We start from the raw sequence: 25,491 nt of genomic DNA, 5'->3' as shown, positions 1-25,491 counted from the left end.
CGGCCGATCTCCGGCGCAAACCGCCACCGAACGGATTTCGCCTAGGATGCCCCGCAGTCGATGGCCGCATTCACCCTGCACCCGAACGCGACCGCCAGCCTCGCCGAGGCATGGGGCGCGCGCCCCGACGCCGCCCGCACGCGCGCCTCCCGGCCCGCGCGCCTGCTCGTTGTCGCGGCGCCGGAGGACACCCTGCGCGAATCGTTCGCGCGCCGTCTCGCCGGGGCCGGCCACGACGTCACGCTGCTGCTGACCGGCTGTCCGGACTACGACCGCCTGCGCGCCCGCGCCGCCGAGCTGCTGACGGCCGGCGTCGTCTGCGACTGGCTGCACGAGGCCGCCGTCGCGATCGTGCGCAGCCCCCACCCGGAGCTGCGCCGGGCCTACGCGGTCCATCGCTGGCTGTCGGCCGCGCACGCCGCGCGCCCCTTCGACGTCGTCCACCTGCCGGCGCGCAACGGCGTCGGCGCGCTCGCGCAGGGCGCCAGGCGGCTCGGCAGCGACTACGGCGACCTCCGCTTCGTCGTCGCGGCCGATCGCCTCGACGGCGACGGCCTCAGCCGACCGGCCGCGCTGCCGCAGCTGGTGCGCGCGCAGCTCGAGCGGCGCAGCGTCGAGACGGCGGACATGCTGCTCGTCGCCGACGCCGCGGAGCTGGAGCGACTGGCTGGATGGACGCTTCCGCAGCAGCGGTTCGCGCATCCGCTCGACGCCGTCGACACGGCCGACGCCGAGGCGCTCGACGGCTGGCACCGTGCGATCGCCGGCCGCGCCCGCCCCGGCGTTCCGAACCCGCCGGCAGCGCCGACGGTCGCGGTCCTCGTCGTCGCCGCCGACGGCGGCCAGGCCGAGCGGATCGTGACGACGTTGCGGCGCGGCACGACACCGCCGACGCAGATCGGCGCGCTGCTGGCGACGTCGCCGCAGCGGCCGCTCGACGACGTCGAGACGGTCGTCTCCGATCGTCTCTCCGGGGCGGCACGCGACGAGCTGGCCGACCGGCTCGACGGCGACATCCTGCTTGTGCTCGACGCTGCGCACGAACCGGACCCGCTGCTCGTCGGCCAGGTCGCGGCGACGTTCGCGGCGAGCAACGCGGACGCGCTCTCGCTCGTCGTGCGCGACCAGCGGCCCGAGCGCGTCGTGCCGCTGCCCGACTACCGCCTTCCGATCGACCACTGCGCCTACGTTCCACTGCCCGGTCCTGCGATCGCGCAGCTGCTCTACCCGGCGCTCGCGGTCGGCGCGTATGCCGTCCGGCGCACCGCGCTCGACGCCGTCGGCGGCTACGGCGGCGAGCTAGACGGGCCTGCCGTCGACGATGACCTGCTCGCCCGCCTCGCGCTTGCCGGCCGTGCCGTCGAGCTGCTGCCGGACCCGTTGCTGACCGCGGTCGCAGACGACGACTGGAGCGAGCTGCGCGCGCGCGACTGGGGCAGCGTGCTGCCGCCGGCAGCCGCCGAGCGGTCCCGCTCGCTCCTGCTGCCCCGCTTCCGGGCCGAGCAGCCGCCCGCGCTCGCCGAGCTGCCCGCCCTGGCAGCAGGCCTCGCGGACGAGGGAGAGCGAGCCGCCGCCGCGGCCCGCGACGAGCGCGCCGCCGGCGCCGAGGCACGACAGCGCCTGGAGGCGCGCGTGCTGGAGCTGGACGGCGTGATCGCCGACTACGAGCGGCATATCGGCGAGCAGCGCGAGCTGATCGCCCTCTACGAGCGCCAGAAGGCGGAGCTCGACGCCGAGCTGCGCCAGCGCGGCACGGCGTCTGGGGCGATCGCCTGGGGTCTGCGTCGCGGCCTGCGCGGACCCGTCAGCAGCTGGCCGACCCGGGCGCGAGACAAGCTGGCCGGGCGCCAGGCGCGCAGATGAGCTGGGACGAGGCGGACGCGATCGCGCGGCGGCTCGCCGCGCGCCTGGACGCGCCGCTGACGCGCTGGCCCGAGCGGCCGGCGGCCGGCGGCCTGCTCACGCTCGACGCGGCGGCGCTCGCGGAGGCCGGCGACGAGCTGCTCGGCACGCTCGCCGCGCTCGTCGTCAGCGGCGCCCCCGGCGGCGGCAGCGAAGCGCTGATCGCGCTGCGCGACGCGGTCGCCGCGCACGCCGACTGGACGGTCGTCGTGAGTCTCTTCGCAACCCGTCTCGACGGCGACCGCGCCGAGGAGCTGCCGCTGGTCGTCGCGGCGCCCGTCGGCGACGAGCGGGTCGCGGCGCTGCTCGCCGCCGGGCCGCACGCGCTCACGCTCGACGACGCGGTCGACGCCGGCGCCGTCACCGACGACGACCGGCCCGCGCGCGTCTGCGTCGTCTCGTTCGAGCTGGCCGGGATGACCGGCGGCGGGATCGGCACCGCCAGCACTGCGCTGGCGGAGGCGCTCGCGCGCGCCGGCCACGAGGTGACCTTCCTCTTCAGCGGCTGGCAGGAGCGGACGGCCGCCGAGGCGAACGAGCGCTGGCGCGACCACTGCGCGCGCCGCGGGCTGACGCTCGAGTTCCTGCGCGAGCCGGGCGTCGTGACCGTCGGGACGCCGCACCTGGTCGTCAGCGCCGCGTACGAGGTCGATCGCTGGCTGCGCCGCCGGGCGCAGCCGTTCGACGTCGTCCACGCGCCCGAGAACATGGGCCAGTCGGCGTACGCGCAGCTGGCGAAGGCGCACGGCGCCGCGCACGCCGGCACGACCTTCGTCGTCGGCACGCACGGCCCGACGCGCTGGGCGGCCGAGGCCAACCGCGTCGCGCTGACGCGCGAGGAGTTCCACGTCAACGACGCGCTCGAACGGATCGCCGTCGAGCGCGCCGACGTGCTGCTCGGCCCCAGCCGCTACCTGCACGACTACATGCGCCAGCGCGGCTGGCGGCTGCCGCGACGGGTCCACGTGCAGCCGTACGCGACACCGGCGGCGGTGCGACCGGAGTCGTTCAGCGTCCCGCCCGCGGTGCGCGCCCGCAGCGCGGCCGGCGCCAGCGCGAGCACGCCCGGCGAGCCGGCCGGCGGCGACGACGCGCTCCCGCGCGAGCTGGTCTTCTTCGGCCGCCTGGAGACGCGCAAGGGCGTCGTGACGCTCTGCGACGCGCTCGACCTGCTGGCCGCCGACGCGTCGCCGGCACGCTTCGAGGTGACCTTCCTCGGCCCGGTCGCCGAGGTGCTCGGCCAGGCCGCCGACGCGTACATCGCGCAGCGCGCGGCGCGCTGGCCGTGGAGCTGGCGGATCGTCAGCGACCTCGACCAGCGCGGCGCGGCCGAGCTGCTGTCGCGCCCCGGCGTGCTGGCGGTGATGCCGTCGACCGTCGACAACGCGCCCAACACCGTCAGCGAGGCGGTCGCGCTCGCGATCCCGATCGCCGCCGGCCGCAGCGGCGGCACCGGCGAGCTGGTCGCCGCGACGGATCGCGACGCGCACATGTTCGGCGACGACAGCGGCGCGCTGCTGCCGCTGCCGCTGGGCGAGCCGACCGCGCCGGCCGACCCGCGCCCGCTGGCGGAGCTGCTGCGGCGCCGCCTCGCGACCGTCGTCGAACGGCCGCAGCCGCCGTTCGCACCGGCCGCCGTCGAGGCCGCGTACGACCGCTGGCACCGCGCCGTCGCGCGCGCGAACGACGCCGCCGCCGCGCCCGCCGACGCCGACGCGGCCGCCTCGCTCACGGTCTGCCTGCTGTTCGACGGCGACCACGGTCTGCTGTCGGCGCAGCTCGCGGCGCTCGACGGCTGCGACGCCGTCGTCGCCGACCTGCGCGCGGACGGCGTCGGCCCGGTCGCGGCGGCTGCGAGCCGCGGCGTGCCGGTCGTGCGCCCGCAGCGCGCCGGGCACGGCGGCGAGGCGCACGACGCGGCGCTCGCGGCCGCCGGCGACGCGGAGCTGATCGCGTTCGTGCCGCCCACCGACGTGCCGCTGCCGTCGTTCGCCGCCGCCCTGCGCGCCGCGGCCGCGACCGGCGCCGACGTCTACGCCTGCGCGGTCCTCGACGCGACCGGCGGCACGACGCCTGCCGCGGCGCGCGGCGCCGCCGCCTCGGGCCCACGCGAGGCCGCCGCCGAGGAGCCGGAGCGCGACCTCGCGCTGCACGCGTTCGTGCCGCTCCCCGCGGCGCCGCTCGCCGGCCTCAGCCACCACGCCTTCGCCGTCGGCCCGTACGCGATCCGCAGAGCGGCGCTGGAGCGGCTGGGCGGCTTCGCCGCCGACGCGCGCGCCGACGAGGCCGACCACGAGCTGCTCAACCGCGCCGTCGTCGCCGGCCTCACGCTCGAGCCGATCGCCGAGCCGCTCGCCGCCAAGCGCCGCGCCGACCGCTGGAGCGCGGTCCGCAGGGTGATCGAGCCCGGTCCCGCCGCGCCGCCCTACGACGCCGCCCAGTGGCTCTGCGTCGAGCGCCCCTACACGACCGCCTCCGCCGTCGAGGTCGCCGCCCTGCTGCGCGGCGCGCGCGAGCAGTCGGCCAGCGGCCGCGCGCAGCTCGCGCAGCAGCACGACGCCTACGAGGCGCGCATCGGCGACCTGCGCACCTGGGTCGACGACCTCGAGGCGAAGGCGACCGACTTCCGCGCCGCGCAGGAGCGGCTGATCGCCGAGAACCGCGCGCTCAAGGACGACAACGGCCGTCTCACCGCGCTGACCGAGGAGATGTCGCAGAGCGCGGCGCAGCTGCTCGTGCGCAACCTGCTGAGAGCGGCCCGCGCGCTGCGGGCGCGCCTCACGCGCTGACCGGCGCCGGCCAGCCCTTCTTCGCCAGCTCGCCGCGGGTCGGCTGCACGTCGACCATCACCTCGGGCGCGTCCGCGTAGTGGCGCTCGACGTGGTCGAGCAGCGCGGCGCCCCGCTCCAGCTCGCCGTGATGGATCAGCAAATTCGCCAGCGCCAGCGTCATCGTGCCGCGGCGGTCGCCGCCGTAGCGGGCGACGACGCCCTCCATCAGCTGCTGCTGACGCGCCTGCGGGACGCGCTCGTCGAGCGGCAGCAGCTGCGCCAGCTGCTCCGCCGAGATCGCTCTCGTGACCGCGTAGACGCGGCTGCCGCCGGTGTCGACGACGTGCTCGACCGAGTCGGCCAGCAGCTCCATCGTCACCTGGATCCACGGCAGCATGCCGTGCACGTAGTCCTGCTGGATCAGCACGCTTCTGCCGGCGACGAGCGAGGGCAGGAACTCGGGCAGCACGACGTCGTTGATCTCGACCAGCTTCAACAGGTCGAGAAAGAGGATCTCGATCGGGCCGCGACTCCATCTCTCGGCCGTCACGTCGCCCTCGTGGACCTCGGTCTCGCGCGCGAGGTCGCCCATCAGCGCGTCGAAGGCGACGCGGAAGCTGTCGTCGACGCCGAGCTGGGGCCAGCGCTCGAAGTAGCCGCCGTCGAGCGAGTACTGCTCGACGAGGAAGAGGTCGTAGGTCGTGATCGGCGGCGCCGGCGCGGTCGTCGCCGGCGTCGCGCGCGCCCGCACGCCGGTCGCGAGCGCGACGGTCGAGCCGCCGAGGAAGGAGCCGGCGTCGACGATCGCGCCCGTGCCCTCCCAGACGTCTCGCGCCAGCCAGTGCAGCAGGCGGCGCTCGTCAAGCGTCAGCATCGTCGGATAGCGCTCGACGACCGGCGGCAGCTCCAGCCGCTCCCAGCCGCCCGCGCGCAGCGCGTCGAGGTTTGCCATGGACGTGAGGCTACCGCGCGCCGAGCCGCTCGCTGCCGAAGGCGCGCAGATCGAGCAGCAGGTCGTGCACGAGCCGCGGGTAGACCTTCGAGGCGCGGAAGCCCTCGGCCTTCATGCGGCCGCGCACGCGCACGCGGTGGTAGGCGTCGGGCGAGCGCTGCAGCAGCTCGATGCGGCCGTGCAGCTCGCCGGCGGTGCCGACCTCGACGAAGTCGATCCCCGGCTCGAGCCCGTGCAGCGGGTCCAGCGGCTCGCTCAGCACGAGATGGCCGGCGGCGAGGTGGAGCGAGACGCGGTTCTCGAACGAGGGATACGGCTCGTTGTGGAGGTTGATGCCGACGTGGTGCTCGCGCATCAGCGCGTCGAGCCGCTCGGCGTCGACGCCGAAGGCGAGGTGGAGCACGTCGAAGCCGTGCTTGGAGGGCGTCAGCAGCTGCTCGCGGTGGCCCGTCGAGCGGCCGACGAACATCACCTTCGGGCGGTCGCGGATCGGCTCGACGTCGGCGAAGAAGCGATCGTCGACCGGCAGCGGCAGCGAGCGCCAGACCGGCAGCACCTCGGACGCCGCCGCGACGATGTGGGGGTCGAACGCGACGATCCGGTCGAAGTTCGAGCGGTCGACCTTGCGCAGCGCCTTGAGGCGGATCTCGAGGTCGTCGTGGGCGCTGCCGCGGGCGCGCGGGAGCGGCTCCGTGAGGAAGCCGAGCGTCGCCGCGTCGAGGCCGGCGAACGCCCCCGCCGGGACGATCTCCGGGCGGAAGACGAGCACGACGTGCGGCCGCCAGGTGTGCAGCTCTCCCAGCAGCCGTCCCAGCTCGGCGCCCTCGCGGAACTCGACGAAGCGGGTCTGCAGGCCGGCGCCGTCGCGCATCTGCGCGCAGGCCTCGAAATAGGTCCCCTGACCGACGAAGGCCAGCCGCAGCAGCTCGCGCTCGGCCGGCGCCGTGTACGGCATCGCACCGCGTGCGAACGCGGGCGTCACGGGCGGCGGACGGGTCGCTGGCGCATGCGGGGATGGTACGGAGGCCGGCAGCGTCACGCGCACCGCTGGGGCGACAGGTAGCCTTCCGCGACGAGCAGGAGCCTTTGCGCATGCCCGACTGGCAAGAACGAATCACCGCCGACAGCCGCCCCGCCACGCGTGCCGAGCACGAGCTGCGCTATGCGCTCGCGGCGCCGCTGATCCGCGCCGCCGCGCGCTGGTGCGACCTCGGCTGCGGCGCCGGCGTCGCGGCCGCCGCCGCGCTCGGCGACGAGCCCTACGGCGGCAGCGCGCTGCTGATCGACCGCGACGCCGCGGTCGCCGACGCCGCCGCGGCCGCCGTGCAGGCGCGCGAGGCGACCGCGCTCGCGCTCGACCTCGCCGACGGCGACGCGCTCGCGACCCTGCGCAGCACGCTCGCCGGCGACGAGCCGCTCGTGATCACCTGCTTCGAGACGATCGAGCACCTGAGCGACTTCGCGCCGCTCGTGACGCTGCTGACGGAGCTGGCCGCGCGCCCCGCGACGACCGTCCTGCTGAGCGTCCCCAACGACGACTTCTGGGCGATCGAGAACCCGCACCACGCGACCCTGTGGGGCGAGGGCGCGCTGTCGGAGCTGCGCTCGCTGCTGCCGGCCGGCCACGTCGCGCTGCGGCAGGTCGCGCTGCAGGGGACCGCGCTGCTGCCGCTCGACGGCGAGGCGCGCGCGAGCGCCTCCGTCGCGCTCGCGCCCGGCGTCGCCTCGCACCTGCTGCTCGCCTTCGGCGCCGAGGCCGCGAAGCTCGGGCCGGCGCTGCCGGCGACGCGCGTCGTGCAGGCCGACGTCGTCGAGCAGCGGCGCTGGGAGCGCCAGCGCGAGAGCGACCTGCTCTACCACGTCGCCGCGCTGAGAGCGCTGGAGGCGCGCCTCGCGGAGACGGAGGCGGCGCTCGCGCAGGCGACGGCCGCAGCCGCCGCGCCGACCGCCGGCGAGGACGACGACGCGCCCGCGGCGAGCGGCCACGCGTGAAGGTCGCCTTCCTCCTCAACGACCTGCAGCTGTCCGGCGGCGTCGGCGTCGTCGTGCAGCACGCGCGCGAGCTGGCGCTCAGACACGGCCATGAGGTGACGCTCGTGCTGGTGCGCGAGCAGGAGGCGGCGCCGTGGCAGTTCGACGGGCTCGCCCACCTGCGCGTCGAGGGCCTCGACGACGCCCGCCGCGAGCGCTTCGACGTCGCGATCGCGACCTGGTGGGAGACCGTCTACTCGCTCTACGAGCTCGACGCCGACCGCTACGTCCACTTCATCCAGAGCCTCGAGGACCGCTTCTACGACGCGCTCAGCGCCGAGCGGCCGGCCGCCGCGGGCGTGCTCGACTTCCCGCTCAGCTACGTGACCGAGGCGAGCTGGATCGCGCAGACGCTGCGGCAGGCGCGCCCAGACGCGCCCTGCCTGCTCGTCCGCAACGGGATCGACAAGACGGTCTTCCGCTCGCCCGAGCAGCTCGACGTGCGCGTCGGCGAACCGCTGCGGATCGTCGTCGAGGGCAACCCGCAGGTCTGGTTCAAGGGCGTCTGGCCGGCGATCTCGGCGGTCGGCAGGATGCGCGAGCCGCGCCACCTGACGGTCGTCACGGGCGACCACTCGAAGATCGCCCCGGGCAGCGCCGACGCCGTCGTCGGGCCGATCAGCCACGACGAGATGGCCGCGCTCTACGGCGCCAGCGACGTCGTCCTGAAGCTGTCGCGCGTAGAGGGCATGTTCGGACCGCCGCTGGAGGGCTTCCACATGGGCGCGACCTGCGTCGTGGCGCCCGTCACCGGCTACGACGAGTACATCGAGCACGGCTGGAACGGCTGGGTCGTCGACTGGGACGACGAGGCCGGCACGGCGCGCGCGCTCGACCTGCTCGCGCGCGACCGGCGGCTGCTGACGTTCCTGCGCGCCAACGCGCTGGAGACGGCCCGCACGTGGCCGACATGGGAGCAGTCGGGCGTCTTCATGGCGGCGGCGCTGGAGAAGATCCGCCGCGACCCGCCGCCGCCGCCCTACGCCGGCGCCCGCCAGCTCGCCGCCGACAGCCGCATGGCGCTCGACCGCCAGCGCCTGCTGATGCACGAGCGCAACGAGTACAGACGGCTCGCGAAGCCCGCCCTGCGGCTGAAGCGGACCGGCGCCTGGCAGCGGCTGAAGTGGCTGCGCGAGCATCCCGCGATGCAGCCGGTCTGGACGCTCGTGCGGCCGCTGACGCGGAAGCTGCGCTCGAAGCTGACCGGCTGAGACGGCCCGGCGCGCGATGGACCGCCACGAGCTGACAGACCGCGTCAAGCGGCGGCTGCGAAGAGCCCCGCCGCCGCTGGACGAGAGCGCCTTCGCCGCGCACGCCGCCGTCGCCGAGCTGGCGCGCCACGGCCCGGCGCCGCTGACGCCGCCGGCGCACGACGGCACCAGCGGCCCGCTCGAGGTCGCGATCGTGATCCCCTGGTTCCCGCGCGGCGGCGGCGGCCACGCGACGATCTTCAACCTCGTGCGCGGGCTCGAGGCGCGCGGCCACCGCTGCTCGATCTGGATGGACGACCCGACCGGCCGCCACGCCGACCTGCCCGACGACGGCGCCGTCGGACGCGCGCTGCGGCGCGAGTTCGGCGACGTGGCGGCGCCGATCCGGCGCGGCTTCGACGCCTGGAGAGGCGCCGAGGTCGTGCTCGCGACGAGCTGGCCGACCGCCTACCGCGTCCAGCTGCTGGAGCGCTGCGGCGCGCGCGCCTACCTCGTGCAGGATCACGAGCCGGAGTTCCACGCCACCAGCGCCGAGGCGATCTGGGCGGCGGCGACCTACCGCGCCGGCTTCCACTGCATCGCAGCCAGCCGCTGGCTGGCCGCGCTGCTGCGCGACGAGTACGGCGCCAGCGTCAGCCACTTCGACCTCGGCATCGACCACGGCCGCTACAGCGCCGGGCCGGGCCGCTCCGAGCGCGCCCTGCGGGTGCTCTTCTACGCCCGTCCCAGCACGCCTCGCCGCGCCGTCCCGCTCGGCCTCTTCGCGCTCGCGGAGCTGCACCGCCGCCGCCCCGGCGTCGAGCTGGAGCTGTTCGGCTCGCGCGCGGAGGTGCCGACGCCGTTCCCGAGCAGACAGCTCGGGCTGCTGTCGGCCGACGAGCTGGCCGCCGCCTACCGCGGCGCGACCACGGGGATGGTGCTGTCGCTGACGAACCCGTCGCTGGTGCCGCAGGAGATGCTCGCCTGCGGCCTGCCGTGCGTCGACGTCGACCGTCCCAGCACGCGCAGCGAGTGGGGCCCCAGCGACGCCGTCGAGCTGGCCGCCTTCGACCCGGCCGCGATCGCCGACGCGCTCGAACGGCTGCTCGACCAGCGCGAGCTGTGGGAGCGGCGCAGCGCCGCCGGCGTCGCGTGGGCGGCCGGGCGCACCTGGCCGCGCGCCGCGGCGCAGGTCGAGGCCGGCCTGCGGGCCGCCTTCCCGGCGCGCCGCTGACTCAGCGCTGGTCGCCTCGGCGCAGGCCGAGGATGCTGAGCAGGAACGACGAGAAGAAGACCTGGATGCCGACGATCACGAGCGTCAGCGCGAGCACGGCGAGTCTCTCCTCGCCGAGGCTGCCGAAGCCGCGATCGATCCACTCGATCACGATCACGGCCGCGATCACGAAGCCGGCGAAGGCGATCAGCCCGCCGAGCACGAGCCCGTGCTCGAGTCTGTAGCGAGCGCGCATGCGATCGAACCAGGGATCTCGCTCGTTCATGAAATAGGTGCCGTAGGCGTGCGCGCAGAGGCCGAGCGCGACGACCTGGGTGCCGACGATCAGCAGCAGCGCGCCGGCGATCAGCGCGTGCAGGTCCCACTCGCGGCCGAAGACGTTGATGTTCGCGACGACGGTGATCGCGATCAGCGCGCCGATCAGCGCCATCACGGCGCCCGGGAGGATGAAGAGGTGGTTGGGCGAGTGCACCAGCAGGAAGCGCAGGTGGCGCCAGCCGTCGCGGAAGCTCGACAGCTTCGACTCGCCACCGCGCGGGTGGTACTCGATGTCGAACTGGCGGATGTCGAGCTTCTCCTTCGCCGCCCGGATCACCATCTCGGAGGCGAACTCCATCCCGGTCGTGCGCAGCGCCAGCTGCGGCAGCGTCGAGCGGCGGACCGCGCGCATGCCGCAGTGGGCGTCGCTGATGCCGGTTCTGAAGAGCAGGTTGAGGAAGCCCGACAGCAGCGGGTTGCCGACGTAGCGGTGCAGCCACGGCATCGCGCCCGGATGGATGTTCTTCATCCGGTCGCCGATCACCATGTCGGCGCCGTCCTCCAGCTCTCTGAGGAAGCGCGGGATCTCGTTGAAGTCGTACGTGAGGTCGGCGTCGCCCATCACGATGAAGCGGCCGCGGGCCGCCTCGAAGCCGGCGAGGTAGGCGCTGCCGTAGCCGCGACGCGGCTCGACGACGACGCGGGCGCCGGCGGCGCGCGCCAGCTCGGCGCTGCCGTCGTCGGAGTCGTTGTCGGCGACGACGACCTCTCCGGCGATGCCGTTGCGCTCGAGCACGCCGAGCGCCGCGGTGACGCACTGCTCGATGTTCTCGGCCTCGTTGAGGCACGGGATCACGACCGAGACGCGCAGCTCGGACTGGTCGGCGTCGTCGTGCAGACCGGGGAGGTTCTCTTTTTGTGCTGTCGTCATCAGCTCGGGACGGGCCGCCGGGGGAGCGCGCCCAATGGCACCTGTAACGGGGAAGCGCCCGTCGAGTTGCGCTGATGCTAGCGAAAGGTGCGGCTGCCGCTTTGGGGCCGTGCGCCCCGTCAGGCCGGGAAGACCTGCGCAACCGCTACTGTGACGCACCGCATGGCAGCTTCACGCGACCCGCGCGCTCCCGGCGCGAAGCAGCCGACGGAGTCGCTGGGACGCGTCGCGTCGGCGCTCGGCCGGCGTCTGCGCGCCTTCCCGGCGCCGCTGGCGCTCGTGCTCGTCGCGGCGGCGATCCTGGCGAGCGGCTGGGCGCTGCTGCTGCCGCCCTTCCAGGGGCCCGACGAGTCCGAGCACTTCGCCTACGTCCAGCACCTCGCCGAGACCGGCGACGCGCCCTCCTCGACGACCTTCGACGGCGCCGGCAGCCACTCCAGCGAGCAGACGACCGCGATGGACGCGCTCGGGCTGCGGATGCTGATGGGCATTCCCGGCGCGCGTCCGCTCTGGAACGCCGCCGACCAGCAGCGCTGGGACGACTACGAGCGCAGCGCGACGCAGGCGCAGCGCTCCGACGGCGACGGCGCCAACCCGATCGCGAAGAACCCGCCGCTCTACTACGCCTACGAGGCGCTCGCCTACAAGGCCGCCCCGGGCGACTCGCTGTACGACCACCTGCTGGCGACCCGCGTCGCCAACATCGTGCTGTTCCTGATCACGGTCGCGTGCGCCTGGCTCGCCGCCGCCGAGCTGACCGCGCGCATCTGGGTCCGCACGCTGACCGCCGCGGTCGTCGCCGTCCAGCCGCAGCTGACCTCGATGGCCGGGATCGTCAACGCCGACACGCTGCTCGTGACGGTCTGGTCGGCCTTCACCGCGCTCGCGCTGCGGACGCTGGTGCGCGGGCTCAACACGCGCCGCGTCGCCGGCCTCAGCGCGCTCGCGGCGGCCTCCGCGCTGACGCACGGCCGCGGCCTCGCGCTGCTGCCGCCGCTGGCGGTCGTCGTCGCGCTGGCGTGGTGGAGACAGCAGCCGCCGATCGCCCGTCGCGCCGCGTTGCGCGCCTGCGGCGCCGGCGCCGTCGTGCTCGCCGTCGGGCTGTTCCTCTTCCGCCTCTTCGTCGCGGGCGGCGGCAGCGGCGGCAGCCTCTACGGCGACCAGACGAACTACATCCACCAGGGCGGCTTCGGGATCGGCCAGTTCGCCCAGCAGGTGTGGCAGTTCTACCTGCCGAGACTGCCGTTCCTGCCGAGCCGCGTCGGCCCCGACTACGGCTTCCGGCAGATGTTCGTGGAGACCTTCTTCGGCTCCTTCGGGTGGCTGGAGGTGCGCTTCCCGGCACGCGTCTACACGGCCTTGAAGGCCGGCATGCTGCTCGGCCTCGTCGCGCTCTTCTGGGCCGGCTGGACGCGCCGCGAGCTGCTGCGCGAGCGGGTCCACGTGCTGCTCGGGCTGCTGGCGATCTGCGGCTCGCTGCTGGCGCTGCTGCACCTCGTCTCCTACCTCGCGCTGCTCGGCTCCGGCGACCCGCTGATCGTCGGTCGCTACGCGCTGCCGCTGATCGTCCCGTTCGCGCTCGCGATCGCCTTCATCGCGACCTCGCTGCCGCGCCGCCTCGGCCCGTTCCTCGGCGCCGCCGTGATCGCGCTCGGGATCGTGCTGCAGCTGTCGGGCATGCTGATCACGGTGGAGCGCTTCTATGCGTGACGGCCTGACGCCCCGCCGCGCGCTCCTGACGGTGCTGCTCGCGCTCGTGCTGCTGCTGATCGCCTTCTGCGTCGAGCTGCTGCCGCGGATGCTCAGACAGGAGCGCGTGATCGCCTCGACGCCCGTGCCGACCGGCTCGCGCCAGCAGACGGCGCTGGAGATCGGGCCGGACCAGAGATACTGCCAGGAGGGGATCGTCTTCGCGCCCGAGGGCGAGCGGCTGCTGCTGTCGCTGACGCAGGACTCGCCGCTGCCGACGGAGCTGACGGTGACGCTGCGCGCGCCCGGCTACCGGCAGCGGGTCGTCGTCAGACCGGAGGGGCACCAGATAGGCGTCCCGCTCGACCCGCCGTCGAAAACGGTCACCGGCAGGCTCTGCGTCGGCAACACCGGCACGACCGCGACGCAGCTGGCGGCGACCGACGACCCGCGCGTGCTGGCGCGGACGAAGGCGGTGCCGTGGGGCGGCTACCCGCTCGCGATCGCCTTCGACGTGACCTTCACCTCGGCTGACGAGAAGAGCATGCTGCAGAGCCTCGGCACGACCGCCGACCGCGCCGCGACGTTCAACGCGCTCGGGCCGTGGGCGCTGTGGCTGCTGCTGCCGCTGATCGGCCTCGGCGTGCCCGCGCTGCTGCTGGGCGGCTGGTACCTGGCGCTGCGCGCGCCCGGCGACGGCCCCGGCGACCGCCCCGGCGCCGCGAGCGACGAGCGGAGCCGCTGATGCGCGTCTGCCTCGTCTACGACTGCCTCTTCCCGCACACCGTCGGCGGCGCCGAGCGCTGGTACCGCAACCTCGCCGAGCGGCTCGCGGCCGACGGCCACGAGGTCACGTACCTGACGCTGCGGCAGTGGCCGCAGGGCGAGCCGGCCGGCGTCGCGGGGGTCGACGTGCGCGTCGTCGGCCCGAGAATGGCGCTCTACGCCGAGGGGGGCCGGCGGCGGATCCTGCCGCCGCTCGTCTTCGGTGCCGGCGTGCTCTGGCACCTGCTGCGCCACGGCCGCCGCTACGAGGTCGTCCACACCGCCTCCTTCCCCTACTTCTCGCTGCTGGCGGCGGCGGTCGTGCGGCCGCTGCATCGCTTCCGCATCGTCGTCGACTGGCACGAGGTCTGGTCGCGCAGCTACTGGCGGGAGTACCTCGGCGGCGCCGGCGGCGCGGTCGGCGCCTTCGTCCAGCGGCTGTGCGCGCGCGTGCCGCAGCGCGCCTTCTGCTTCTCCCGCCTGCATGCCGCGCGGCTGCGCGACGAGGGCCTGCGCGGCGAGCCGACGGTGCTGACCGGCGAGTACGCCGGCTCGCTGGAGCAGCCGACGCCGGCGCCGGCGCAGCCGCTCGTCGCCTTCGCCGGCCGCCACATCCCGGAGAAGCGGGTGCCGGCGCTCGTGCGCGCCTTCGCCCGCGCCCGCGAGCAGGCGCCGGAGCTGCGGCTGCGGATCCTCGGCGACGGGCCCGAGCGCGAGCTGGTGCTGGCGGCGATCGCCGAGGAGCGACTGGAGGAGGTTGCCAGCGCGCCCGGCTTCGTCTCCAGCGAAGAGGTCGAGGAGACGCTCGCGAGCGCGCTCTGCATGGTGCTGCCGTCGCAGCGCGAGGGCTACGGGATGGTCGTCGTCGAGGCGTCGGCGCGCGGCGTCCCGAGCGTCGTCGTGCGCGAGCCCGACAACGCCGCCGTCGAGCTCGTCGACGAGGGTGAGAACGGCGTCGTCGCCGACTCGGTCGCGCCGGAGCAGCTGGCGGCCGCGATCCTGCGCGTGCGCGACGCCGGCGAGCCGCTGCGCGACCGCACCGCCGAGTGGTTCGGCCGCAACGCGAGACGGCTCTCGCTCGACGGCTCGCTCGACACGGTTGCCGCCGCCTACCGCGGGCTCCGCTAGCCTCCGGCAGCCAGACCTGATGGCGTCTCCGACCAGCGACAGCTCGATCTCACCCGCGACCGGCGCCTCCGCCCGGCCGGCGGCGACGGAGCTGCTCCTGCGTCACGGACCGCTGCTGGTGCTGGCCGCGTGGACGGCGCTGATGACCGCCGTGCTGCTGCACTTCAGCTTCGACAGCCGGCTGGCGACGATCGACGAGTCCAACGCCGTCCTGCTCGGCCGCTTCATCGACGGCGACTTCGCCAACTTCCTCCAGGGCAACGTCGCGCGCGGCCCCGAGCGGCTGACCAGCTGGCTGGCGTGGCTGACGGTGCTCGCCACCGACGACCCGACCAAGCAGTACCAGCTGCTGCACGTGCTGACCGCGCTGGCGCAGTCGCTCGTCGTCGTGCCGGTCTGGCTGGCGGCGCGCGAGCTGGGCCTCGGCCGCTGGCAGGCGCTGGCGCCGGCGCTGATCGCCTCCAGCGGGAGCTTCGCCTTCTACGGCACGACGACGCTCAACACGACCGTCGGCACGCTCAGCTGCGGGCTGATGCTGTGGGCGATGCTGCGCTCGCTGAGACGGCCCGGCTGGAGAGGCGACCTGCTGGTGCTGGCGACGCTCGCGCTGACGGTGATCGCGCGCATCGGCTGGGCGCCGCTGGTCGGCGCGATCGCGCCCGCGGCGCTCGCGACGATCTGGTTCGGCCGCCCCGACGGCGAGCGCCTGGCCGCTTGGCTGAAGGCGCTGCCGAAGCGGCTGCTGACGCGCCACCCGCTGCTGTCGGCCGGCGCCATCGCGCTGCTGCTGGCGCTGCTGGTCGTCGGCACCGGCCCGCTCGTCGGCGGCGAGCAGTACGGCGGCGTGCGGCTGCACCCGCAGATAGAGCTGTCGGTCCTGTGGGACAACACGCGCACGCTCTTCTCGCACCTCGCGATCGGCACCGCGATCGTCCCGTTCGTGCTCGCGCTGCCGCTGCTGCTGCGCAGCCTCTGGAAGCCGGCCGACGCGGTCGAGGGCGGCTTCGCGTGGCTGGTCGCCGGCTACGCGGTGATCTTCTCCTACGCCTACTACTTCTCGATGAACGAGGACCGCTACTTCGCGGTGCTGGCGGCGCCGTTCGTGCTCGCCGGCGCGCTCGCGGTCTTCAAGAAGCCGCCGCCGCTGTGGTCGATCGCGGTCAGCGGCGTCGCCGTCACGTGGCTGGTCGCCAGCTCCTACGAGTGGCCGCCCGGTGACGTCTACAGATACTTCATCGCGCCGACCTCGCAGTTCTTCGGCGACGTCGTGCTGGGCAAGCTGTCGCAGCGCATAGGGTTCGGCAGAGAGCTGTGGGCGGTGCTCGCGACGGCGGTCGCGGCGGCCGTCGCCGTCGGGCTCGTGCTGGTCGCGCTGCGGGCCTTCCCGCGGCGCGTCAAGACCGCGGTCGTCGTCGTCGCGATGGGCGGGCTGCTGGTCTTCCAGCTCGCCGCGACCTGGCACCCGGCGAAGAAGTTCACCAACGTCGTCGGGATGAAGGACGTGCCGCGCCAGCAGCTCGAGTTCATCGACGAGGCGGTCGACGCCTACGACCCCGGCGAGGCGATCAGCAGCAGCGAGCCGCTCGCCGTCGACGGCACGATCCACCCCGACGTCGCCGCCCAGATGGCGTTCCTGCAGGTCTTCAACCGCTCGCTCGGCTACCGCTTCTCGGTCGGGATAGAGGGCGACGGGACCGAGCCGCCGCCGGGCACGCCGCCGGCGCAGGCGGAGGTCGACTGGAGAACCGGCAAGGTCGACCTCGAAGGCCGCGCCGTGCCGGACGTGATCCTCACCTCCTCCGGCCAGTCGACCGTCGGCTTCGACAGCGAGCTGCTGAGAAGCCCGCCGCTCTACCCGTGGGCCGGGCTGGAGCATCCGCGCATGCCGCTGCGGATCGAGTGGCTGCTGCGCGGCGCGCTGCCCGACCGCTTCGGCGACCCGGCCAACCCGATGCGGCTGCGCGTCTTCCCGCACGGTGACGAGCGCTGCCTGAGCGGCATCGTCAACACCCACCCGCTGACCGACAGAGTGCTCCGGTTCCGCCTCACCGGCGGGCCGCGGGTGATTCGCGGCAGCGCCGCGCCCGGCCAGCCGGCGGCGTTCAGAATCCGCCTGCGGGACCGCCCGACGACGCTGACGCTGCACAGCGGCGCAGCGAGACTGGCCGACGGCAGCGAGCGCTCGCCCGCGCTCTTCAACCTCCAACTGCAGCCCTGCACGAGATGACGAACGAGATCGCCTGCCGCTTCTGCGGCGGCCCGACGGTGCCGGCGTTCGACGCCGTCGACCGCAACCACCGGCTCAGCGACCACGCCTTCCCCTACGTCGCCTGCACAGCCTGCGGGACGGTGTCGCTGGCGGAGGTCCCGGACGACCTCGGCCGCTACTACCCGGCCAGCTACTACGGGATGCCGGAGTCGCCAGACGCGGCCGTCGCGCGCGACGACAACGCCGCGCACCGGCTCGAGCTGGTGCGCAGCCTCGTGCCGGCCGGCGGCTCGCTGCTGGAGATCGGCCCGGCGACCGGCGGCTTCATCGAGCTGGCGCGGCGCGCCGGCTACGACGTCAGCGCGATCGAGCTGGACGCCGCCTGCTGCGCCTTCATCTCCGACGTGCTCGGGATCCCCGTGACGCAGTCCGACGACCCCGCCGCGGCGCTCTCGGGCCAGCATGACGCGATCGTCATGTGGCACGTGATCGAGCACCTCTCCAACCCCGCCGCGACGATCGCCGCGGCGGCCGCGGCGCTCGCCCCCGGCGGCACGCTGATCGTGATCGCGCCGAACCCGAGATCGCTGCAGCTGCGCGTGCTCGGCGGCCGTTGGGCGCACGTCGACCCGCCCCGGCACCTGGCGCTGATCGCACCCGAGGCGATCGTCGCCGAGGGCGCCCGCCACGGCCTCCAGCCGGTCCACCAGACGACCGCCGACGAGGACGCGCGGCGCTCGAACAACTTCGGCTGGGCGGGCTCGTTCGCCTCCTTCTCGACCAACGGCCCGGCGCGCAAGGTCGCCGGCCTCGCCGGCGAGGCGGTGCGGCTCGCGGTCGCGCCGATCGAGCGGCGCGGCGGACGCGGCGCGAGCTACACGCTGGCGCTGCGACGGCCCAGCAGCCCGTCGTAGGCGGCCCGCAGGCGGGCGCCCTGGGCGGCGTGGCTGTAGCGCGCCATGCGCGCGGCGTCGGGCGCTCTGCGCGTGCCCGGGGACGCCGCCAGCGGTCCGCGCGCGAGCGTGTCGGCGAGCCCGACCCAGTCGCCGGAGGAGAACAGCAGGCCGTCGTCGCCGACGACCTCCGGGATCGCGCCGCTGGCGGCCGCGACGACCGGCACGTGCGCCGCCATCGCCTCCGCCAGCACGAGCCCGAACTGCTCCTCCCAGTAGCGGATCGCGATCGACGCCAGCACCAGGCAGGAGGCCTGCGCGTAGACGGACGGCATCTCGTCGTTGTCGATGTAGCCGCGGAACTCGACGACGTCGTCGAGGCCGAGGTCGTGCGCGACGCCGCGCAGCCGTCTCTCCTCGGGGCCGACGCCGCAGATCATCACGCGCAGGTCGTCGCGGCCGCGCGAGCGCAGCAGCGCGACGGCGCGCAGCAGGTCCTGGTGGCCCTTCTCCCACACCAGCCGGCCGGTCGAGAGGATCAGGTGGCGGCCGTCGGCGGGCGGCGCGGCGACGCGCGCGGCGGCGAAGCGGTCGACCGAGATCCCCGGCGGCGCGACCTCGATCCGCTCCGGCGCGACGCCCTCCAGCACGAGCGCGTCGCGCGCCCGCTCGGTCGTCGCGAGGTAGAGGTCGGTCGCGGCGATCACGTCGCGGCGGTAGCGGCGCGTGCGCACGTTGCGGTACGCCTCGACGAACGGGAGCGTCTCCCACACCGTCAGCGCGAGCTTGTAGCCGAGCTGCTGCTTCAGCTTCGCCGCCTGCCACGAGAACCAGAAGCTGAGCTCGGCGGCATGGACGACGTCGGCGCCGCGCAGCCGCTCCTCCAGGCCGAGATAGCGGTCGCCGACGACGCGCGTCGCGAGCCCGCCGAGGCGGCCGCCCGGGATCCGCTCGCCGACCGTCTGCACCGGCACCTGCCCGAACGACAGCGCCGACACGTCGCGGTCGTTGGAGCCCGGCACCAGCACCGACACGTCGTAGTCGCCGCCGACGTGCTCCCACGCCTGCAGCTCCGGCACGTTGGCGGCGTTGCCGCGCAGCAGCACGACGCGGCGGCGGGTCTCGGACGGCACGGCGGGCGAGGCGGCTTCGGGCATCCGCGGCAGGCTAGCGACTGCTCAGGCGTCGGCGAGCGGCCGTCGCCGCACGAGCGCGTCGACCAGCTCCATCGGCACCGCTCTCAGCAGCCACGCGACGGCGCCGTAGACGAGCGCGGCGGCGACCGTCGCTATCACGTCGGAGCCGGGCAGCAGCAGGCAGGCGGCGCCGGCGCCGGCGGCCAGCAGCAGCTTCGGCACGTAGTGGAAGTCCGGCCGCAGGTCCGGCTGCGAGCGGATCAGCAGCGTCAGCGACGTGACCGCCAGCAGCAGCTCGCCGATGCTCGCCGCCAGCGCCGCGCCGTTGGCTCCCCAGAGCGGGATCAGCGTCGTCCCGAGCACGATCACGGTCAGCAGCGCGATCAGGTTGACGAGCAGCAGCTCGCGCTGGCGGTGGACCGATATCAGCGCGGCCGTGCCGAGCCCCGTCATGAACGCGCCGGCGATCGCGACCGACTGGATCCGCAGCGCGTCGGCGGCGCCGCTGAACTCGCTGCCGCCGAGCACGGCCATCGCCGGGACGGCGCCGACCGCCAGCAGCAGCCCGACCAGCAGCCCGACCAGCAGCGACGCCTCGCCCATCCGCTGGAGCGCGTAGGCGAGCCGGTCGCGGTCGGCGACGTGGGCGTGGGCGAGGATCGGGAAGGCGGCGCCGAACATCATCATCGGCACGCCCAGGAGGATCTCCGAGATGCGGTAGGAGGCGGCGAAGAGGCCGGTCTCGTGCTCGGTCGCCAGCAGCGAGCAGAGCACGATCAGGGCGCGCACGTAGGTCGTGTTGACGACGAGGCTGAGCGCGACCGGGACCGACTCCTTCAGCAGCGGGCGCCACTCTCTCCAGGAGAAGCGCGGGACGACCCAGGCGCTCGTGCCGAGGAACGCGAGCGCCGCCGCGACCGCGACCGCGCCGCCGGCGATGTAGGTGCCGAAGAACGGCAGCAGGCCGGCGCCGGCGACGATCAGCACGGCGATCCCGATCACGAGCGTCAGCTGGCGCACGAAGTCGATCGCCGTCACCGCGCCGAGCCGCAGCTCGACGCTCAGCGGCATCGCCAGCGCCGCCGCCGTCACGCCCAGCACGACGCCGACGCCCGCCAGCAGCGTGCCGGTGACGAGCGCGTTCGGGTAGCCGGCGAGCACGGCGAAGCCGACCCCGAGCAGGATCCCGATCGGCGTCAGCACGAGCCGGATCCCGAGCAGGTCGGCGAGCAGCGTCCGCCGCCGCTCGGCGTCGGCGTGGACGTAGGCGCGCTGGCCGACGATCGTCAGGCCGGCATCGGTCAGCCCCTGCACGATCGTCACGATCGCGACGACGGCCGTGTACTGGCCGAAGGCGTCGACGCCGAGGTGGCGCAGCAGGAACGGCGTCACGAGCGCGGTCAGGAACAGCCCGGCGCCGAAGCCGACGACGCGGATCACGCCGCCGCGGATCGCGCGGTTGCCGGCGTCGGGCGCGGTCAGCGCCTCGTCGACCGACTGCCGCGTCGGCGGCTCGGCCGCGGCGTCGGGCGCGTCCGGCTCGACGGCCGGCTCGTCGCGCGCGGTCACGGGCGCGGCACCGCGGTGACCGCCGCCTCGCCCCACGCCATCCGCGCCAGCCGCTCGCGCTCGGCCGGCGGCGCGTCGGCGTACTGGCGCGTGCGGTTGTCGGCGACCAGCAGCCGCTCCTGGTCGCCGGAGCGGAAGGTGCGGCTGGCGGCCCACTGCTCGGGCGGGTGGGCGACGCCGTCGCGGTCGACGACGCGCGCCCGCAGGCCGCGCGCGGCGAGCTGGCGGGTGATCCCGCGCTTGCCGCTCTCGAGCTGGTGGGCGGCGCTCTTGGAGCGGCCGATGCGCCAGTCGAGCGCGAGCATGTCGGCGCGCCGCAGCATGAACGAGTTGGTCCGCAGGTGCGGGTTCGGGAAGGGCGGGTACTGCAGCGCGCGCAGCGGCTTCAGCGGCCGCGGCGCGGCCGAGAAGGTGCTCTCGTGCGAGCCGGTCGCGCCGACGATCCCGACGCCGTCGTCCTGCAGCCGTTCGTGCAGCAGCGCCAGCCAGCCGTCGGCGAGCGGCTGCGCGTGCGAGTTGACGAAGCAGATGCTGTCGGCCCAGCTGACGTGACCGGCGGCGAGCCGGTAGGCGGCGAGGTCCTGGATCGCGCGCGCCGGCCGCAGCGCCTCGTGCGGCAGCTGCGCCAGCGGCTCGGCGACCGCCGCCGGCAGCGGTCCGTCGGCGAATCCGTTGAGGACGACGACGAGCCGGTGGCCGAGGCCGGGCGGACGCTCGCTGTACGATCGCAGGAAGCGCTCCAGCGGCTCCGCGCCGAGCGGGGCCCACACCAGATGCACGAGACAGACAGAGGACACCCCGACATGATCGCATCGGCCGCGTGAGCGACCGCGACCAGCCTCTCGTCAGCATCGCCGTGCCGACGTACAACCGCGCCGAGACGCTCGCCCGCACGCTCGACACGGCGCTCGGGCAGACGCACCGCGCAATCGAGCTGATCGTCTCCGACCAGGCCTCCGGCGACGGCACCGAGCAGCTCTGCCGCCGCCTCGCCGCCGCCGACGGGCGCCTGCGCTACCTGCGCCAGCCGACCAACGCGGGCGGCTCGACCGCCAACTTCAACCTGCTCGCGGCCGAGCTGAGCGGCGCGTACGCGATGCTGCTGGCCGACGACGACTGGCTGCAGCCCGACTACGTCGAGCGCTGCCTGGCGCTGCTGCAGGCGCAGCCGGAGCTGGCCGTCGCCTACGGCCGCGCGCGCTACTTCGACGGCGACCGCGAGGTCGCCGCCGGGCTGCGCCACGACCACCTCGACGCGCGCCCGGCGGCCCGCGTCGTCGACTACTTCCGCCGCGTCGACGACAACGGCGTGATGTACGGCCTGATGCGCGGCGACGCGCTGCGCGCCGCGCTGCCGATGCCCAACGCGCTCGGCAACGACTGGCTGCTGATGGGCCGCGTCGCGATGCACGGCGCGATCGCGACGACCGACACGACGCACGTCGACCGCGCCGTCGGCGGCACCAGCGCCAGCGTCGACAAGATCGTCGCGACCTTCGGCGTCTCGCGCCTGCAGGCGCGCCTGCCGCAGCTGACGATCGCCTGGCAGGTGCTGGCCGACGTCGGCTGGCGCTCGCCGGCGTTCGCGCCGCTGGGGCGGCCGGCGCGGCTGCGCGCGGCGGTCGCGGCCGCGCTCGGCTCGATCCGCTGGCGCGCGCTCGCCTACCACGCCGTCGCACCGGCGATCGACCGCGCCGGCAGGCTGCCCGGCCTGCGCTGGACCGGCTCCGCGCTGGGTGCCGCGCGCGGTCGCTGGGGCGGCGCCGGCGTGCTCAGCGAGCCGGCCGACGGCAGGGGGCCGGGCGCATGAGCCGGCGCGTCCTGATCACCGGCGTCACCGGCCAGGACGGCGGCTACCTCGCCGAGCAGCTGCTGGCCGGCGGCGACGAGGTCCTCGGCACGATCCGCCCCGGCCGCGACGGCGACGAGGCGCTCGCGAGCGCCGGCCTCGGCCACCTGCGCGGGCGGCTGGAGCTGCTGCCGCTCGACCTGCTCGACCCCGCGAGCGTGCGCGCCGCCATCGCCGCGGCGCAGCCCGACGAGCTGTACCACCTCGCCGCGCCGACCTTCGTGCCCGACTCGTGGGACGACCCGACCGAGGTCGTCAGCGCCGTCGCCGGCGGCACCGCCGCCGTGCTCGCGGCGGCCAGCGCGCAGGAGCGCCCGGTGCGCGTGCTGGTCGCCAGCTCCAGCGAGGTCTTCGGCGACGCCGGCGTCTCGCCGCAGTCGGAGCGTGCGCCGATGCGGCCGCGCAGCCCCTACGGCGTCGCGAAGCTCGCCGCCCACGGCCTCGTCGGCGCGCTGCGCGCCCGCCACGACCGCTTCCTCGTCTCCGCGATCACCTTCAACCACGAGTCGCCGCGGCGGCCCGAGCGGTTCCTGCCGCGCAAGGTGACGGCCGGCGTCGCCGCGATCGCCGCCGGCCGCGCCGAGACGCTGACGCTCGGCGACCTGGCGGCGGTGCGCGACTGGTCGCATGCGCGTGACGTCGTCGCCGGGATGGTGCTGGCGCTGCGTCACGAGGAGCCGTCCGACTGGGTCTTCGCCTCGGGCATGCCGCACACCGTCGGCGACCTCGTCGACACCGCCTTCGCCGCCGCCGGGGTCGGCCGCCACGCGCCCGACGGCAGCGACCGCGTAAAGGTCGACCCGCGCTTCGTGCGCCCGCCGGAGCGGTGGCCGCCGGTCGGCGACCCGGCGCGGGCGCGCGAGCTGCTCGGCTGGCAGCCGCGGACGGGCTTCGAGCAGCTCGTCGGCGAGATGGTCGCGGCCGACCTGAGACTGCTGGAGGCCGCATGACGACGCGCGTCGCGCTCAACCTCGTCTACCTCGTCCCCGGCGAGACCGGCGGGATGGAGGTCTACGCCCGCGAGCTGCTGCCGCGGCTGGCCGCGCTGCCCGACCTGGAGCTGGTCGCGATCGTCAGCAGACGCGCCGCCGCCGACGGCGCCGCGCCGTGGAACGACGGCACCGTCCAGTCGGTGCTGGCGCCGGTCGACGCGAGAGACCGCAAGCAGTGGGTGTGGGGCGAGCAGTGGCACGTGCCGAAGCTGGCGCGCTGGGTCAGAGCCGACCTGATCCACTCGCTCGCCTCGACCGGGCCCGGCCGCCTCGCCGGCGGCCCGCCGCGCGTGACGACCGTCCACGACCTCCACTACGCGGTCGCGCCGGAGGCCCACTTCGGCCTGCGCGGCCTCGGCATGAGACTGCTCGTGCCGGCGGCGGTGCGCGCCTCGCGGCGCGTGATCGCCGACTCGCAGTCGACCAAGGACGACGTCGTCGCCCACATCGGCACCGACGCCGCCGCGATCGACGTCGTCCACCTCGCGACGACGCTGCCGCCGGAGGGCGCGCCGGTCACGCCCGAGCCGGAGCTGCGCGCGCGGCTGGAGCTGGGCGAGCGTCCGCTGCTGCTGAGCCTCGCGGCGAAGCGGCCGCACAAGAACGTCGAGGGGCTGATCGACGCGCTCGCGCTGCTGCCGGCCGAGCGGCGGCCGCTGCTGGTCGTGCCCGGCTACGAGACCGAGCACGAGGCGGCGCTGCTGGAGCGGGCGCGCGAGCGCGGCGTCGCCGACGTCGTGCGCTTCCCCGGCTGGCTCTCGCGCGCCGACGTCGAGGGGCTGTGGCGCGCCTGCGCGGCGCACGTCTTCCCGTCCTTCTACGAGGGCTTCGGGCTGCCGGTGCTGGAGGCGATGGCGCGCGGCGTCCCGGGCGCCTGCTCGGACCGCGCCTCGATGCCGGAGGTCGCCGGCGACGCGGCGCTGCTGTTCGACCCCTCCGAGGCGGCGACGATCGCGACCGCGATCGAGCGGCTGATCGGCGACGAGCCGCTGCGCGCGCTGCTGCGCGAGCGCGGCCTCGCGCGCGCCGCGACCTTCTCGTGGGAGCGGACGGCGCGCGAGACGGCGCGCAGCTACGAGCTGGCGCTCGCGGCCGGCTGAGCGGCGGCCGGCCGCCGGCCGATCGCGCGCAGCAGCTCGTGGCCGTGCGGATGCGTCGAGGAGACCGTGCGCAGCTTCTGCACCCCGCGCAGGCGGTGGACGACCTGGCCCGGCTGGAGCCGCTGCCCGCGCCGCAGATACGGCGTGACGGTCACCGAGCTGACGTCGACGACCTCGAAGCCGGCGCGTTCCAGCGCCGCCGCGAGACTGCGCGGGCCGAACTGGTTGACGTGGACCTCCGGCTGCAGCGACGCCCACTCGCGTCCCTGCGAGAGCGCCAGGTGACCGCCCGCGTTGGGGACCTCGATCGCGATCGCGCCACCCGGTCTCAGCGCCGTCAGCAGCAGGCCCAGCACGTCGACCGGATCGGGGATGTGCTCGAGCACGTGCCAGATCGTGACGACGTCGAGCGAGGCCTCTTCGAGCCCGGCCTGCTCGACCGTCGTCGCGCGCACCGGGACGCCGAGCGAGTCGCGCGCGAAGGCGGCGAACTCGGGCGTCGGCTCGACGCCCTCGGCGGCGTAGCCGCGCGCGATCGCCTGCTCGACGAACGCCCCGCCGGCCGCGCCGACGTCGAGCAGCCGCGCGCCGCGGGGCGCGTGCGGCGCGATGAAGTCGAGCCGCACACGGGCGTCGCGGCGGCGGTTGCGCAGCGTCGCCGGATCGGAGTAGAGCGTCGCGAGCGCGCCGCTGTAGGCGCCCTCCTCGTAGATCGCGTGGACGTCCTCTTCGGCACGGTCGACGCGGAAGGTGAAGCCGCAGCGCTCACAGGTGACGAACGGCAGCGGGGCCAGCAGCGCGGAGGTCTGAACCGCTCCGCCACAGGTACGGCATATCTCGAACATCAGGCCCGCACGCTAACGACTTGGCGGAGACGACATCGGTACGGTGC

At 75.0% G+C, this 25,491-nt stretch carries 20 protein-coding genes; 13 read left to right on the top strand and 7 right to left on the bottom strand.

Going from position 1 to position 25,491, the window contains the following annotated elements:
• The first annotated feature begins 60 nt into the window (after positions 1-60).
• Together Q7L73_RS02885 and Q7L73_RS02880 are read left to right on the top strand one after the other, a co-directional pair.
• Positions 61-1,863 carry a hypothetical protein gene (locus Q7L73_RS02885; protein WP_304685999.1) on the top strand — a complete coding sequence of 601 codons (1,803 nt, stop codon included), beginning with the start codon at positions 61-63 and terminating at the stop codon, positions 1,861-1,863.
• The gene (locus tag Q7L73_RS02880; RefSeq protein ID WP_304685998.1) at positions 1,860-4,691 is read left to right on the top strand and encodes a glycosyltransferase; all 2,832 of its coding nucleotides are present in this window, start codon (positions 1,860-1,862) and stop codon (positions 4,689-4,691) included. Before Q7L73_RS02885 ends, Q7L73_RS02880 begins: the two co-directional genes overlap by 4 nt.
• On the opposite strand, the gene Q7L73_RS02875 is transcribed toward Q7L73_RS02880, so the two are convergent.
• Positions 4,681-5,625, bottom strand: coding sequence for a hypothetical protein (locus Q7L73_RS02875; RefSeq protein ID WP_304685997.1), 945 nt, complete (start codon positions 5,623-5,625; stop codon positions 4,681-4,683). The genes Q7L73_RS02880 and Q7L73_RS02875 overlap by 11 nt on opposite strands.
• Before the next feature lie 10 nt (positions 5,626-5,635).
• The gene (locus Q7L73_RS02870) at positions 5,636-6,580 is read right to left on the bottom strand and encodes a hypothetical protein (RefSeq protein ID WP_304685996.1); all 945 of its coding nucleotides are present in this window, start codon (positions 6,578-6,580) and stop codon (positions 5,636-5,638) included.
• A gap of 137 nt (positions 6,581-6,717) precedes the next feature.
• On the opposite strand from Q7L73_RS02870, the gene Q7L73_RS02865 reads away from it, so the two are divergent.
• Genes Q7L73_RS02865 through Q7L73_RS02855 form a run of 3 tightly spaced genes read left to right on the top strand, consistent with a single transcriptional unit; the run spans position 6,718 to position 10,080 of the window.
• Positions 6,718-7,617: a methyltransferase domain-containing protein gene (locus tag Q7L73_RS02865; protein WP_304685995.1), complete on the top strand. Its 900-nt coding sequence runs from the start codon at positions 6,718-6,720 to the stop codon at positions 7,615-7,617.
• Entirely contained in the window at positions 7,614-8,867 is a 1,254-nt protein-coding gene (locus Q7L73_RS02860) for a glycosyltransferase family 4 protein (protein ID WP_304685994.1), read from the top strand. The genes Q7L73_RS02865 and Q7L73_RS02860 overlap by 4 nt, the downstream gene beginning before the upstream one ends.
• Positions 8,868-8,883: 16 nt before the next feature.
• Positions 8,884-10,080, top strand: coding sequence for a glycosyltransferase family 4 protein (locus Q7L73_RS02855; RefSeq protein ID WP_304685993.1), 1,197 nt, complete (start codon positions 8,884-8,886; stop codon positions 10,078-10,080).
• A 1-nt stretch (position 10,081) separates the two neighbouring features.
• On the opposite strand, the gene Q7L73_RS02850 is transcribed toward Q7L73_RS02855, so the two are convergent.
• Positions 10,082-11,269 carry a glycosyltransferase family 2 protein gene (locus tag Q7L73_RS02850; protein ID WP_304685992.1) on the bottom strand — a complete coding sequence of 396 codons (1,188 nt, stop codon included), beginning with the start codon at positions 11,267-11,269 and terminating at the stop codon, positions 10,082-10,084.
• Positions 11,270-11,431: 162 nt separating this feature from the next.
• Between Q7L73_RS02850 and Q7L73_RS02845 the strand changes: the two genes are divergently transcribed.
• From Q7L73_RS02845 to Q7L73_RS02825, 5 genes are read left to right on the top strand one after another with little or no spacing between them, the layout of a single operon-like run.
• Complete coding sequence (locus Q7L73_RS02845) at positions 11,432-12,979, top strand: DUF2142 domain-containing protein (protein WP_304685990.1); 1,548 nt, start codon at positions 11,432-11,434, stop codon at positions 12,977-12,979.
• On the top strand, positions 12,972-13,703 hold the full coding sequence (locus Q7L73_RS02840) for a hypothetical protein (RefSeq protein WP_304685989.1): 732 nt from the start codon (positions 12,972-12,974) through the stop codon (positions 13,701-13,703). Before Q7L73_RS02845 ends, Q7L73_RS02840 begins: the two co-directional genes overlap by 8 nt.
• Complete coding sequence (locus Q7L73_RS02835) at positions 13,703-14,851, top strand: glycosyltransferase family 4 protein (protein WP_304685988.1); 1,149 nt, start codon at positions 13,703-13,705, stop codon at positions 14,849-14,851. The genes Q7L73_RS02840 and Q7L73_RS02835 overlap by 1 nt, the downstream gene beginning before the upstream one ends.
• A gap of 19 nt (positions 14,852-14,870) precedes the next feature.
• Positions 14,871-17,078, top strand: coding sequence for a hypothetical protein (locus tag Q7L73_RS02830; protein ID WP_304685987.1), 2,208 nt, complete (start codon positions 14,871-14,873; stop codon positions 17,076-17,078).
• Positions 17,075-17,974, top strand: coding sequence for a class I SAM-dependent methyltransferase (locus Q7L73_RS02825; RefSeq protein WP_304685986.1), 900 nt, complete (start codon positions 17,075-17,077; stop codon positions 17,972-17,974). The genes Q7L73_RS02830 and Q7L73_RS02825 overlap by 4 nt, the downstream gene beginning before the upstream one ends.
• On the opposite strand, the gene Q7L73_RS02820 is transcribed toward Q7L73_RS02825, so the two are convergent.
• Genes Q7L73_RS02820 through Q7L73_RS02810 form a run of 3 tightly spaced genes read right to left on the bottom strand, consistent with a single transcriptional unit; the run spans position 17,935 to position 21,455 of the window.
• Positions 17,935-19,110: a glycosyltransferase family 4 protein gene (locus Q7L73_RS02820; protein WP_304685985.1), complete on the bottom strand. Its 1,176-nt coding sequence runs from the start codon at positions 19,108-19,110 to the stop codon at positions 17,935-17,937. The two genes, Q7L73_RS02825 and Q7L73_RS02820, sit on opposite strands and share 40 nt — an antisense overlap.
• A 21-nt stretch (positions 19,111-19,131) precedes the next feature.
• Complete coding sequence (locus Q7L73_RS02815) at positions 19,132-20,658, bottom strand: polysaccharide biosynthesis C-terminal domain-containing protein (RefSeq protein WP_304685984.1); 1,527 nt, start codon at positions 20,656-20,658, stop codon at positions 19,132-19,134.
• The gene (locus Q7L73_RS02810) at positions 20,655-21,455 is read right to left on the bottom strand and encodes a hypothetical protein (protein WP_304685983.1); all 801 of its coding nucleotides are present in this window, start codon (positions 21,453-21,455) and stop codon (positions 20,655-20,657) included. The genes Q7L73_RS02815 and Q7L73_RS02810 overlap by 4 nt, the downstream gene beginning before the upstream one ends.
• A 23-nt stretch (positions 21,456-21,478) precedes the next feature.
• Between Q7L73_RS02810 and Q7L73_RS02805 the strand changes: the two genes are divergently transcribed.
• Genes Q7L73_RS02805 through Q7L73_RS02795 form a run of 3 tightly spaced genes read left to right on the top strand, consistent with a single transcriptional unit; the run spans position 21,479 to position 24,599 of the window.
• Complete coding sequence (locus Q7L73_RS02805; protein ID WP_304685982.1) at positions 21,479-22,468, top strand: glycosyltransferase family A protein; 990 nt, start codon at positions 21,479-21,481, stop codon at positions 22,466-22,468.
• Entirely contained in the window at positions 22,465-23,457 is a 993-nt protein-coding gene (locus Q7L73_RS02800) for a GDP-mannose 4,6-dehydratase (RefSeq protein ID WP_304685981.1), read from the top strand. Before Q7L73_RS02805 ends, Q7L73_RS02800 begins: the two co-directional genes overlap by 4 nt.
• Entirely contained in the window at positions 23,454-24,599 is a 1,146-nt protein-coding gene (locus tag Q7L73_RS02795) for a glycosyltransferase family 1 protein (RefSeq protein ID WP_304685980.1), read from the top strand. Before Q7L73_RS02800 ends, Q7L73_RS02795 begins: the two co-directional genes overlap by 4 nt.
• Here Q7L73_RS02795 and Q7L73_RS02790 read toward each other — a convergent pair.
• The gene (locus tag Q7L73_RS02790) at positions 24,572-25,444 is read right to left on the bottom strand and encodes a bifunctional 2-polyprenyl-6-hydroxyphenol methylase/3-demethylubiquinol 3-O-methyltransferase UbiG (RefSeq protein WP_304685979.1); all 873 of its coding nucleotides are present in this window, start codon (positions 25,442-25,444) and stop codon (positions 24,572-24,574) included. The two genes, Q7L73_RS02795 and Q7L73_RS02790, sit on opposite strands and share 28 nt — an antisense overlap.
• Positions 25,445-25,491 lie beyond the last annotated feature (47 nt).

Origin of the sequence: Conexibacter sp. CPCC 205762 (assembly GCF_030646155.1) — a bacterium.
In the GTDB taxonomy this organism is placed as follows: Bacteria; Actinomycetota; Thermoleophilia; order Solirubrobacterales; family Solirubrobacteraceae; genus Conexibacter.
This window is presented reverse-complemented; position numbering and strand designations above follow the sequence as displayed.

Coding starts and splice junctions, on each gene's coding strand:
- Q7L73_RS02885 (WP_304685999.1), top strand. CDS start 61: ATGGCCGCATTCACCCTGCACCCGAACGCGACCGCCAGCCTCGCCGAG.
- Q7L73_RS02880 (WP_304685998.1), top strand. CDS start 1,860: ATGAGCTGGGACGAGGCGGACGCGATCGCGCGGCGGCTCGCCGCGCGC.
- Q7L73_RS02875 (WP_304685997.1), bottom strand. CDS start 5,625: ATGGCAAACCTCGACGCGCTGCGCGCGGGCGGCTGGGAGCGGCTGGAG.
- Q7L73_RS02870 (WP_304685996.1), bottom strand. CDS start 6,580: ATGCCGTACACGGCGCCGGCCGAGCGCGAGCTGCTGCGGCTGGCCTTC.
- Q7L73_RS02865 (WP_304685995.1), top strand. CDS start 6,718: ATGCCCGACTGGCAAGAACGAATCACCGCCGACAGCCGCCCCGCCACG.
- Q7L73_RS02855 (WP_304685993.1), top strand. CDS start 8,884: ATGGACCGCCACGAGCTGACAGACCGCGTCAAGCGGCGGCTGCGAAGA.
- Q7L73_RS02850 (WP_304685992.1), bottom strand. CDS start 11,269: ATGACGACAGCACAAAAAGAGAACCTCCCCGGTCTGCACGACGACGCC.
- Q7L73_RS02845 (WP_304685990.1), top strand. CDS start 11,432: ATGGCAGCTTCACGCGACCCGCGCGCTCCCGGCGCGAAGCAGCCGACG.
- Q7L73_RS02840 (WP_304685989.1), top strand. CDS start 12,972: ATGCGTGACGGCCTGACGCCCCGCCGCGCGCTCCTGACGGTGCTGCTC.
- Q7L73_RS02835 (WP_304685988.1), top strand. CDS start 13,703: ATGCGCGTCTGCCTCGTCTACGACTGCCTCTTCCCGCACACCGTCGGC.
- Q7L73_RS02830 (WP_304685987.1), top strand. CDS start 14,871: ATGGCGTCTCCGACCAGCGACAGCTCGATCTCACCCGCGACCGGCGCC.
- Q7L73_RS02825 (WP_304685986.1), top strand. CDS start 17,075: ATGACGAACGAGATCGCCTGCCGCTTCTGCGGCGGCCCGACGGTGCCG.
- Q7L73_RS02820 (WP_304685985.1), bottom strand. CDS start 19,110: ATGCCCGAAGCCGCCTCGCCCGCCGTGCCGTCCGAGACCCGCCGCCGC.
- Q7L73_RS02800 (WP_304685981.1), top strand. CDS start 22,465: ATGAGCCGGCGCGTCCTGATCACCGGCGTCACCGGCCAGGACGGCGGC.
- Q7L73_RS02795 (WP_304685980.1), top strand. CDS start 23,454: ATGACGACGCGCGTCGCGCTCAACCTCGTCTACCTCGTCCCCGGCGAG.
- Q7L73_RS02790 (WP_304685979.1), bottom strand. CDS start 25,444: ATGTTCGAGATATGCCGTACCTGTGGCGGAGCGGTTCAGACCTCCGCG.